General features: G+C 41.0%; 10 protein-coding genes and 1 pseudogene. 1 reads left to right on the plus strand and 10 read right to left on the minus strand.

The window, feature by feature from the left end; translation table 11 throughout:
* Window positions 1-40 precede the first annotated feature (40 nt).
* The 10 genes and pseudogenes from ACTWPM_RS05315 to ACTWPM_RS05360 all read right to left on the minus strand — a co-directional run bounded on the left by ACTWPM_RS05315 (window position 41) and on the right by ACTWPM_RS05360 (window position 9,868).
* Window positions 41-601: a ReoY family proteolytic degradation factor gene (locus ACTWPM_RS05315; RefSeq protein ID WP_443132020.1), complete on the minus strand. Its 561-nt coding sequence runs from the start codon at window positions 599-601 to the stop codon at window positions 41-43.
* Window positions 602-631: 30 nt separating this feature from the next.
* On the minus strand, window positions 632-1,888 hold the full coding sequence (locus tag ACTWPM_RS05320) for a tetratricopeptide repeat protein (protein WP_443132021.1): 1,257 nt from the start codon (window positions 1,886-1,888) through the stop codon (window positions 632-634).
* Between the two features lie 18 nt (window positions 1,889-1,906).
* Window positions 1,907-2,779 (minus strand): hypothetical protein, encoded by an 873-nt coding sequence (locus tag ACTWPM_RS05325; RefSeq protein WP_443132022.1) that lies wholly within the window; start codon window positions 2,777-2,779, stop codon window positions 1,907-1,909.
* 65 nt (window positions 2,780-2,844) lie between these two features.
* Window positions 2,845-4,134, minus strand: coding sequence for a 3-phosphoshikimate 1-carboxyvinyltransferase (aroA, locus tag ACTWPM_RS05330; RefSeq protein ID WP_443132023.1), 1,290 nt, complete (start codon window positions 4,132-4,134; stop codon window positions 2,845-2,847).
* A 12-nt stretch (window positions 4,135-4,146) separates the two neighbouring features.
* Complete coding sequence (locus ACTWPM_RS05335; RefSeq protein WP_443132024.1) at window positions 4,147-5,247, minus strand: prephenate dehydrogenase; 1,101 nt, start codon at window positions 5,245-5,247, stop codon at window positions 4,147-4,149.
* The gene (hisC, locus tag ACTWPM_RS05340; protein ID WP_443132025.1) at window positions 5,248-6,342 is read right to left on the minus strand and encodes a histidinol-phosphate transaminase; all 1,095 of its coding nucleotides are present in this window, start codon (window positions 6,340-6,342) and stop codon (window positions 5,248-5,250) included.
* A gap of 15 nt (window positions 6,343-6,357) precedes the next feature.
* Entirely contained in the window at window positions 6,358-6,720 is a 363-nt protein-coding gene (gene aroH, locus ACTWPM_RS05345; RefSeq protein ID WP_443132026.1) for a chorismate mutase, read from the minus strand.
* On the minus strand, window positions 6,717-7,796 hold the full coding sequence (gene aroB / locus ACTWPM_RS05350; protein ID WP_443132027.1) for a 3-dehydroquinate synthase: 1,080 nt from the start codon (window positions 7,794-7,796) through the stop codon (window positions 6,717-6,719). The genes aroH and aroB overlap by 4 nt, the downstream gene beginning before the upstream one ends.
* Complete coding sequence (aroC, locus tag ACTWPM_RS05355) at window positions 7,797-8,963, minus strand: chorismate synthase (protein WP_443132028.1); 1,167 nt, start codon at window positions 8,961-8,963, stop codon at window positions 7,797-7,799.
* A gap of 143 nt (window positions 8,964-9,106) precedes the next feature.
* Window positions 9,107-9,868, minus strand: a pseudogene (locus tag ACTWPM_RS05360) (CheR family methyltransferase).
* A 197-nt stretch (window positions 9,869-10,065) separates the two neighbouring features.
* On the opposite strand from ACTWPM_RS05360, the gene ACTWPM_RS05365 reads away from it, so the two are divergent.
* Window positions 10,066-10,345: helix-turn-helix domain-containing protein (locus ACTWPM_RS05365; protein WP_443132029.1), on the plus strand; the 280-nt coding region annotated here is incomplete at its 3' end.

A 10,345-nucleotide genomic window follows, 5' to 3' on the forward strand; every position in this document is an offset into this window, starting at 1 on the left:
AAAGTCAGGAGCGATAAAAAATGCTCCTGACTAGTGCATATTATAAGAAGGTATTTAAATCCTGTTTCAGGCTGCTTAATTCATTACACAATTCTTTAAATTTATTTCTTTCGCCCCCAATTAAAGCAGCATCAATCCTTCCTTCCAACTCTTTCTGTCTATGCTTTAGAAGGCTTAATGAAAGCAATCGTTCCGCTTCATTCTTATCGCGTTCATTCAAGTAATAGTCTTTTGGAAGGTAAGGATTTTCCTCTAATACAAGAGCGTATTTGGAGCTTTGCTGAGCATTATCGAAATTCATTTGAATATAGACGGGTTCATCTTGATTCATTCTCAAATCATGGAACGACTTCTCTGCATCATTGGTCATGACTTGCCCTTTATAAAATCGAAATGGGGGATCGGATACACCTTGAGCACTTATTTCCATACCTCTAGGACAAAACTTCACTTCCTGGACAAAATGCACACTGGACAATAAGGATTCATGATTCATCAAGTAATTAAGGATCCATACACTTTCCCGTTTTTTTAATTGATAATGATTTAGAAACCACCGGACGAAGTCTTTTTTTTCATCAACAGATATAGGTGTTTGCATATGCGCCCCTCCCGCGCCTCATTATTCAAATCATTCTTGCTCCATAAGCCTCGCCAAAAAGTCTTCAATTTCAGTATCCGCGGGGTCTATTGCTAAATATTCTCTAAATACTTCCCGGCCTTCCTTCATTCGGCCTTCTTCAACCAGGAAGTATCCATAGGCTTTTAAGAATGCTGTATCTTCTTTTAACGAAGGGTAAGCTTGTTTATATTGCTCATATGCTTCTTCAAACTGCTCCTCTTCTTCATAAGCCTGGGCAAGTTCCCACAGATAGTTAGGGTCTTCTTCTCCAAGAGTAATTAACTGATTAATAAGTTCAATAATGGCTTCATAGTCCGCATCTTCTTTAAAGTTCTCGATAAGGAATAAAACCGCTTCCTTATAACCTGGGTCCAATGCAACAGCTTCTCTCATCAGCCTGTAGCCTTCATCTTTGTTTCCTTGTTTGTGAGTTAACGTGCCTGCCAAATGATAGAGTTCTTTATTAAATTCGTCTTTTGCCAGACCTTTCTTAGCCATGTCCAAGGCTTCCTGAGGCATACCTTCTGAATCATAGGCTTGCGCAAGATGAGGATAAACCGAATGAAAATAAGGATCTTTATCGATTAACTTTTCCCAGACTTTAATGGCTATATCATTACGATTTGCCTGAAAAGCAACAAAACCATAACGGAACATAACATCCGGATTCTCTTCTTCAACGTTTTGGTAGTGTTCGAGTGACTGCTCAAATTCTCCATTAGCTGCATACGCTTCTGCCAAACGAGTAGCTACTTCTATATCTCCTATGACCGGCTGATGATGCATAGCGTTCTCGTAATAAGGAACACATTTTGAATATTCACCGTTTGAAAAAGCCAGTTCGCCTAAAGCAAAGTCGATAATGGCTGAATTAGGTTCCACTTGTTTAGCGATTAATAACTTTTGCTCGGCTACTTCGTACAACCCTTGAGCCTGGTATAAGTCAGCTAACTGAACAAGTACTTGCAGATAATCTTCATCTTCAGGCCCGAATTGATTTAGTAATTCTATTGCTTCATCATCTTCTCCTAAATCGATATGAATTTCTGCCATCATCACTTTCAATTCCTGCTCTTTTGGATAGCGTTGAATCAGTTCTTGAAGAACCATTTTCGCTTCATCCATCATCCCCCACTGAATATAAAGTTCTGCAATGGTAAAGCGTTCTTCTTCATCCGCTTCTGGTAGATATTGTGTGAGAGTCTCTATTGCATCTTCCGTCTTATGGGCTTCCATCTGACGGACTGCTTTTTGTATTTCCTCCATGATGACATCCTTTCTTTGTTAAACAAAGTGCTTGTGAAGTCTTACTTGAATGTGTGTGCCTGGTTTACGGTCAACCAAGGTTTGATTGACTTGCTTAACCTGCCCATTGACAATCGTTACACTTGGAACAGGATTATGATAAATGAATTTCTCTTGTTCATCAAATTTAGAACGTTGAGCCTTCCTAAACAAATTATAATCAGCCTGCCCACCTGATGTAAAACTACCGCGATTTGGAAATATTCCACTATCTTTTAGATTTTGAAACGAAACTATCTCATCATCCTGTAATTCTGATAACTTAATGATACCATACTGCATACTAAGTAATGACCATATTTCTGAATAGTTGTTCGACGTATTTTCAGAATCTTTGACACGGATAGTCAATGGAATTCTCTTGTGTGCCTGAGCCTGAACCAACCAATCCCAAGATACATCTTTCAAGTCCTGGGTCGAATCCACATCGATACATAAAAAGGGGCAGCCTTTCCTGGCAAAAAACCGGACCATCTCCGCTTTTACAAGCTTAGCATTTATGACTGGAACCACCATATAGTTTACTGGGATTCCAGATATTTTATTTAAGAATTCGTCATAATGATGCCGGTAGTCACGTAAGCTAGTCACTAGGTGTTGAATAAGTAATAGTGAACACCCTCTTTTTATGTAATTCTCGGCTGTGTCTTCCGGAGTAGAACTAAAGGAAATCGGCTCAAGGATATCAAGCATTACGTAACCAGGCATTGCGATAAAACCATCCGTATTCATACGAACATAAGGTTTAGTGCCTGCACGATTACGAACAAATTTCTCTCCACAAACCAGCCACTCCCCCCGCTCTCCTCCACCCTCTTTCTCTACATAAGCGCTAAACCAATAAGCTCCCATACGACTCAAACCTCCATCAGGCTTTTTATATCGTATGAGAGCATATTGAAAACTATGAAAACTATTTAATTGGACAGTTCGTTTAAATGATCAAAAAAAGTCGGGTAAGAGATATTAATACACTCTTTGTCCTCAATCGTTACTGAGTTATCACAAACGAGCGATGCGATCGCACCCATCATGCCAATCCTGTGATCTCCAAAAGAATCGATCTTCCCCCCTATTAAAGGAGTGGGTCCATGGATAATCATTCCATCTTCCTGGGGTTCTACTTGAGCTCCAATTGCTCTTAAGTTATTCACAACTGCTGCAATTCGATCGGTTTCTTTAAACCTTAACTCGCGCGCATCTTTTATAACAGTAGTTCCTTCTGCTTGAGTTGCAGCCAGGGCAACAATTGGTATTTCATCGATTAAATTTGGAATCATTTCTCCTTCTATCCTAACACCCTTTAGAGGAGAAGCTTCAACATGAATATCGCCCACTGGTTCATCGCCTACATAAGAATGGATGTTAGCTTCCACAGAAGCGCCCATGTGTTTCATAACCTGAATAATTCCATCTCTAGTAGAATTTAGCCCAACGTCTTTAATCGTGATCGCGCTATTAGAGCTTATGGCTGCCGCAACAATAAAAAATGCTGCAGAAGATATGTCTCCAGGAACTCTAAAATTAGAGGCTGTCGGCTGCTGCCCTCCCTGGATAGTAATCTTAGGACCTTCTACATCGATATTAATTCCAAATTGAGACATCAGCATCTCTGTATGATTTCTTGTTATTCCAAGCTCCACCACTTTTGTTTCTCCTTCAGCAAGCATCCCGGCCAGAAGAAGGGCAGATTTCACTTGTGCGCTCCTTACTTGTAAATGATGGGTTGCCCCTTTTAATTTAGTTCCCTCGAATGCGAGAGGCAGCACAGAGGCATGCTTACGCCCTGAAATACTAGCACCCATTTCGCGCAGAGGATGAACTACACGATCCATAGGACGTTTGGACAGGGAAGCGTCTCCGTATGCTGAAGTGAATAACGGCAGACCAGCCAATACTCCGCTCATTAAGCGGGCTGTGGTGCCTGAATTACCAAAGTTTACGGGGATTTCAGCTTCCTTTAAATGTGCAAGACCTTTCCCATGTACAGTCAACTCATCTCCTGACTGCTCAATTTGAACACCAAGCTGTCTAAATACTTCCACCGTTCGCATGCAATCTTCACCTGTTAAGAAGTTTGTAATTTGGGAGACACCTTGTCCCAAAGACGCAAATATCACTGCCCGGTGGGAAATAGATTTGTCGCCGGGTACAGTAAGACTACCTCTCAAACTTTTTTGCGGAGGATTTAACTCTATGGCTGACATATTAAACACCCCTTACTGTTGTACCATCACTTCATATTGATGGGCTTCAAGCACTTTTTTACTCTTCCATTGTTCGTCACTCTCAGCGAAACTAATTCTCAGTACGCCTGTGATCCCTTCACGAATTTCCAGGATCTGAATATTTTTAATACTAATTTCCTCATCGGCTAATAATCCTATAACATGATAGATAGCTCCAGGCTGGTCATGAATATCGACGTAAATATCATAAAAAGCAGGGATTGCGCCCCTGTCTCTTACAGGCAGTCCATCACGGTAATGCTTAGCATCTAAGAGATACTCATAAGTCCTTTCACTCTCTTCATTTTGTAAAAATTCTTTTACCTTGCCCATTTCCTTCATCCAATCATCCAGCATGGAAATTAGCAAATTACGATTCTGGAAGAAAATATCCTGCCAAAGTTTAGGGTTACTCGAAGCAATCCTGGTAATATCTTTAAATCCTCCGGCAGCCAGCTGTTCAATATAAGGATGAGTTTCCTGCCATTGTTTAGCCTGGTGGACCAGTGAAGAAGCAATGAGATGAGGAAAATGAGATATTACCGCTGTCATCTCATCATGCTCTTTTGTGGAAAAGGTTAAGAACCTTGCCTCCGTTTCAGAGAACAAGTCTTTCAGCCTTTCTGCCTCATGAACAGATGCATGGAGCGAAGGCGTAAGCACGTAGATAGCATTCTCAAACAAATGAGGCTTAGCAGCGGTGTATCCCTGTTTATGGGATCCTGCCATCGGGTGTCCGCCCACAAAAGAGACTTTAGAATGACTTAAGTTATTTGCCGCTTCCAGTACATTGTTTTTTACAGAAGATACATCCGTTACTAGAAGGGATTTAGAAAGCTCAATAGATTCTAATTGTTTTAAATATTGAATGGTTATAGAAATAGGAGTAGCCAGCACACACACATCCGCTTGTTTCACGGCTTCACTAAAATCATGTGAAGTACTATGAATCACTCCCTGCTTTCTGGCCATACTTATGGTTTCAGGATCCTGATCAATGCCGATAACATGGACGTTTTCTTTTTTTGAAACGTTCATAGCTAAAGAGCCGCCTATCAGTCCTAAGCCCACGATTAATACTGTCTGCTTCATTTACTTTACTCCTGATGCTAATTTCTGTTTCATTTCTTCCTGGATAACAGCCATGTCTTCTGAACGGCCAATTGTCAGACGGATTGTATTAGGAAGTCCCAATGCTTCTCCGGAACGCACAATAAATCCTTTAGCGAGCAGATGCTGGAACATTTCGTCACCACTGAACGGAAGATGGATAAGCAGAAAGTTGGCTTGTGAATCATAGTAGGATAAGCCATTTTCATCACAAAAATTCATGAGAGCATGTTTATTTTTTTTATTCTCTTCAAGCGACATCTGAAGAAATTGCTGGTCATCTAATGCTAAAATGGCAGCGGCCTGTGATACAGTCGTCGTGTTAAAAGGTTCACGAGAAGGTTCCAGCATGCGAATCACATCGGGATGACCCACTCCATATCCGATTCGCAGCCCCGCCAAACCATAAGCTTTTGAAAATGTGCGCAGCACAACAAGGTTCGGGTGGGTGTCTAATGCACCTAAAGAATCAAAATAGTCATCTGTTTCCAAATACTCATAATAAGCTTCATCTAAAACTACTAGAACATGGTCCGGGCAAGTATCCATGACCCATTTAAGCTTTTCACGCTCAATATGTACCCCTGTTGGATTATTAGGCGTACAAATCCATAGAACCCTCGTTTGATCATCGATCTGCCTTAGCATTTCCTCCAGGTCGTGATGACCCTCTACTAACGGAACCTCTCTCACTTCAGCACCTTCAATTAAAGCGTTGTGCCGATACTGTGGAAACGTAGGGGCAGCCATAATAGTATTAGCTCCAGGTTCTAAAAACGTACGGCAAATAATTTGTACAACTTCATCAGAACCATTCCCAAAAATAAGCTGATCCTCATTGACATTAATAAATTCAGCTACTTTGCTACGCACTGCCGCTGCATACCCGTCAGGATAAATCTCTAAATTAGCAATCAACTCAGGAAGTTCTTGTTTCACTTTAGGAGAAAAACCGAATGGGTTTTCGTTAGAAGCAAGCTTAACAATTCGCTCAAGCCCGTATTCTTTCTTTACTTCCTCTATTCCTTTTCCTGGTTTATAAGGTTTCATTTCTCTTAAAATGTCTTTAGCTTTCATACAGGACCGCTCCTCTCAACTCTTTAAATCCGGCCGAAGCTGTTTGGCTTCATAGTGATAGATGTGTTTAATTTGATGCTGAGCAGCATCAGTTTCAGCCGTTACCATCACTCGGATACATCTAGGTAAACTTCCGGGAACCGGGATTTCTCTCATACACATAACAGGGACATAAGTCCATCCTTTTATCTGCCTCAAGGATTTGGCGGGGAAACCATCATTCAAGTCCTCTGTTACTGTAAAATATACGGATACAACCTGCTCTGGCTGGATTTGATTCTGACTAATAAGATCGTTCATTAGTTCTACAGATTTGTCTATGATCTCTTCTGATCTATTTACTGACACTGTAGTAGCCCCTCTGATACCTCGGATCATGTGGCACTCACCTCTTTAATAAATAGATTCAAGTCTGTTTGTATTTCCTGATCGTTTAATCCGACGACACATGGAGAGCCGATCTGATTCAACAGTACATAATTAATTTTTTGATGAACGGTTTTTTTGTCCCATTTCATCCGTTTAAGCAAGGTATCTATCTCCAGGCTCTTAAGAATTTCAACAGGATAATGATTGGACTTCAACCACACGGCATAGCGGTCCACTGGCAGGGCTGCGTCCAGTTTCCTTTGACTTACTCGTAAAGCAAACCATAAACCGATACCGACAGCCTCACCATGAGTGATTTTGCCGTAACCAAGCTCAGCTTCTATCGCATGGGCCAGCGTGTGGCCAAGATTTAAATACCTCCGTATTCCTTTTTCACGCTCATCGCTCTCTACAATTCCAGCCTTAACCTTAATCCCTTTCATAAGGTCATCTTTTATTTGTTCACTCGAAAGATTACCTATCGAAACTGGAAACAGATCATTACACCATTCAGGGCTGCTCAGGAAGGCGTGCTTAATGACTTCTCCATACCCAGAGCGGATCTCTTCTGGTGGAAGAGTAAGCAATGTTTCGGTATCATAAATAACTTTTACAGGATTATAAAAGCTCCCTATAAGGTTTTTACCTTTCTGGTGGTTGATCGCAACTTTTCCTCCAACACTACTGTCATGCGCTAAGATTGTAGTAGGCATTTGTATAAAATCAATCCCTCTTAAATAAGTAGAAGCCACAAACCCGGCGAGATCTCCAACCATGCCTCCACCTAAAGCCAGGATTAAGGAGCGGCGATCAAGCTGAGCTTCTACACAGGCATTCAGTAATCGTTCATACTGTTCCATACTTTTAGATGATTCTCCAGCTGGAACTATAGTAGTGTGAGTATCAAACTCATTCCCTAGTCCACCGATTACGTCTTCCAGGTAGATATTAGAAACTTTATTATCTGTTATGATCAGTATTTTCTGATAATCACTGGAGATATAATTTAGCAGTTCGTGCCGAATTCCTTCGTCTATTATGACCTCGTAATCATGGGAGTTTGCATGAATAGTCAAAGAGCTCATCTAAAACTCCCTGACTTCCTTACGATAATCATCAACAGCACGTTTTAACCTAGGAAAGTAGTCTGATGGAAATTCTTCCGTAATAGCCTTAGCCAATTCAAAAGCTACAATATGCTCCATAACAACGGAGGCTGCGGGTACAGCACAGGAATCCGAACGCTCAATACTTGCATTAAATGGCTCTTTAGTATCGATATCCACACTTTGAAGCGGCTTATAAAGAGTAGGAATAGGCTTCATAACACCTTTGACCACAATTGGCATACCAGTGGTCATACCTCCTTCAAACCCGCCTAGACGGTTTGTACGTCTATAATAGCCACGTTCTTCACTCCAGAGAATTTCATCATGTACATCACTACCGTTCCGACGGGCTGCTTCGAAACCAATCCCAAATTCTACCCCTTTAAATGCGTTGATGCTCATAACACTCCCGGCAATTCTAGCATCCAGCTTACGGTCATACTGAACATAAGACCCAAGCCCAGGAGGCATACCTTCTACATAAACTTCAGCGACCCCACCGATGGTGTCTCCATCCTTTTTAGCGTCATCAATAGCTTTTTTCATTTTTTCAGCTGCGCTTTCATCAAAAGTACGCACAGGTGAATTTTCAGATATTTCCCTACGTTCCTTTAACGTCAGACTTTCATCTACATCACTTACGATGCCGGCAATTTCTCGTACGTATCCAGCCACTTCGATTCCAAGTTCACTTAGCAATACTTTTGCCACGGCTCCTGCGCCAACTCTGGCAGCTGTCTCCCTCGCAGAAGAACGTTCCAGAACATTTCGCATATCACGATGGCCATACTTCATGCCACCATTTAAGTCAGCATGTCCCGGTCTCGGTTTCGTTACTTTTCTACGTATTTTAGCATCTTCAGGAAGCGGATCTTCTCCCATGATATCGGTCCAGTGTTTAAAATCGTCGTTGTGGACTACCAATGTTATAGGTGAACCCATTGTATAACCATGTCGCACGCCACTAGTAATCTCTACTAAGTCTTTTTCAATCTGCATTCTTTTTCCACGGCCATATCCACCTTGTCGTCTTATTAAAGATTCATTTATCTGTTCGTTTAGCAAAGGTAAATGGGAAGGTACTCCTTCTATAATTGTTGTCAACTGCTTACCATGAGATTCACCTGCTGTTAAATAACGCATGGATAACATCCCTCCTGATCGTATAATGAACTGAGTTAATCTCAGCAATAAATTTTACGTACTACTATATCATACGCATAAACGTTTGTGTCCCAAAATTGTTCGAATTTTTATAAAAAGCCAATGGAAGCGTTTACCTAACTTTAACTTTCGTTCTTTTTATAAAAAAATGTGTCAAAGATTTCTAATTGGTATTTTTGCGGCGCAAATATTTGCTCAGTGCTCCCTGCAAAAAATATTCCTTCATTTACAAGAGACCGACTGAAATTCTCGTAAATTAGATGCTTAGCTTCCTCTGTAAAATAGATTAACACGTTCCTGCAAACATTAAGATCACAGGAAGGGATGTAAGGATCAGCCAATAAAGACACAGCTTTTTAAACCATCATTGAGTTTGTAGGCGGCCCCCTCCTTGAGAAAGTACTTTCTTTTTATTCGATTAGGCACTTCTTTTAATGATCTTTCAGGATAATCCCCTTGTTTAGCTTTCTCCAGAGCTCGAGCATCTAAATCTGCAGCAATGATCTCAATATCTTGTAAAGAAAGGAATTGATTAATAATCACAGCCAGCGTATAAGGTTCTTCCCCAGAGGCACATGCTGCACTCCATATTCTTAAGCGGTCTTTATTTTGCAGAAGATGTGGAAGAACCTTATTTCCAAAAATTATAAATCGCTTTCGATTACGATAAAATTTTGAAACGTTTATGGTCATTCTGTCTAATAGCTCTTCAACAAGTGTGGCTTTGAACGAAAGGAAGAATAGTAATTTAGAAATGTAGAATATTCACGTTTATCCCGCAGCGAAGTTAATCTTCGTTTCATTTGCGCTTCTTTATAAAGGGAGAGGTCAATACCCGTTTGTTTACATAAAAGTTGAACGAAATCTACATAATCCTCTTTCATACCCCGGACTCCTTATCCTATCTAAATCTATTCTTTATCATTCATCGGCAGAAGACTCCCTCTTCAAGCGCCGTGTCGAAGACCGGTGGTAAGGGGGAGATGAATGCCGTCGCCGTAAGGCGAATGTCTGTGAATATTCTCCCTTCCGTGATATCCTAAATCAAGAACGTACGTTCCTGATTAGGGGGGGGAAAAGGATGAGGCATAAAGCGTATAACTTTCGTATCTATCCAAATAAAACCCAAGAATCGCTCATCGCTAAGACAATCGGTTGCGCTCGTTTTGTCTTCAATCATTTCCTCTCTGAATGGAGCAGTGCCTACAAGGAAACCGGAAAAGGTTTGAGTTACTCTACTTGTTCCAAACAACTACCCAAGCTTAAAAGAGAATTCCTTTGGTTAAAGGAAGTGGATAGCACGGCCATCCAAACGTCGGTCAAACATCTTTCTGACGCTTATGAACGGTTTTTCAAAAAGC

It is taken from the genome of Halobacillus sp. K22 (genome assembly GCF_052246795.1).
Classification (GTDB): Bacteria; Bacillota; Bacilli; order Bacillales; family Halobacillaceae; genus Halobacillus.

What these genes read in the sequence shown, in the direction of transcription:
- ACTWPM_RS05315 (WP_443132020.1), bottom strand. Translation starts at nt 601, where the DNA reads ATGCAAACACCTATATCTGTTGATGAAAAAAAAGACTTCGTCCGGTGG.
- ACTWPM_RS05320 (WP_443132021.1), bottom strand. Translation starts at nt 1,888, where the DNA reads ATGGAGGAAATACAAAAAGCAGTCCGTCAGATGGAAGCCCATAAGACG.
- ACTWPM_RS05325 (WP_443132022.1), bottom strand. Translation starts at nt 2,779, where the DNA reads ATGGGAGCTTATTGGTTTAGCGCTTATGTAGAGAAAGAGGGTGGAGGA.
- aroA (WP_443132023.1), bottom strand. Translation starts at nt 4,134, where the DNA reads ATGTCAGCCATAGAGTTAAATCCTCCGCAAAAAAGTTTGAGAGGTAGT.
- ACTWPM_RS05335 (WP_443132024.1), bottom strand. Translation starts at nt 5,247, where the DNA reads ATGAAGCAGACAGTATTAATCGTGGGCTTAGGACTGATAGGCGGCTCT.
- hisC (WP_443132025.1), bottom strand. Translation starts at nt 6,342, where the DNA reads ATGAAAGCTAAAGACATTTTAAGAGAAATGAAACCTTATAAACCAGGA.
- aroH (WP_443132026.1), bottom strand. Translation starts at nt 6,720, where the DNA reads ATGATCCGAGGTATCAGAGGGGCTACTACAGTGTCAGTAAATAGATCA.
- aroB (WP_443132027.1), bottom strand. Translation starts at nt 7,796, where the DNA reads ATGAGCTCTTTGACTATTCATGCAAACTCCCATGATTACGAGGTCATA.
- aroC (WP_443132028.1), bottom strand. Translation starts at nt 8,963, where the DNA reads ATGCGTTATTTAACAGCAGGTGAATCTCATGGTAAGCAGTTGACAACA.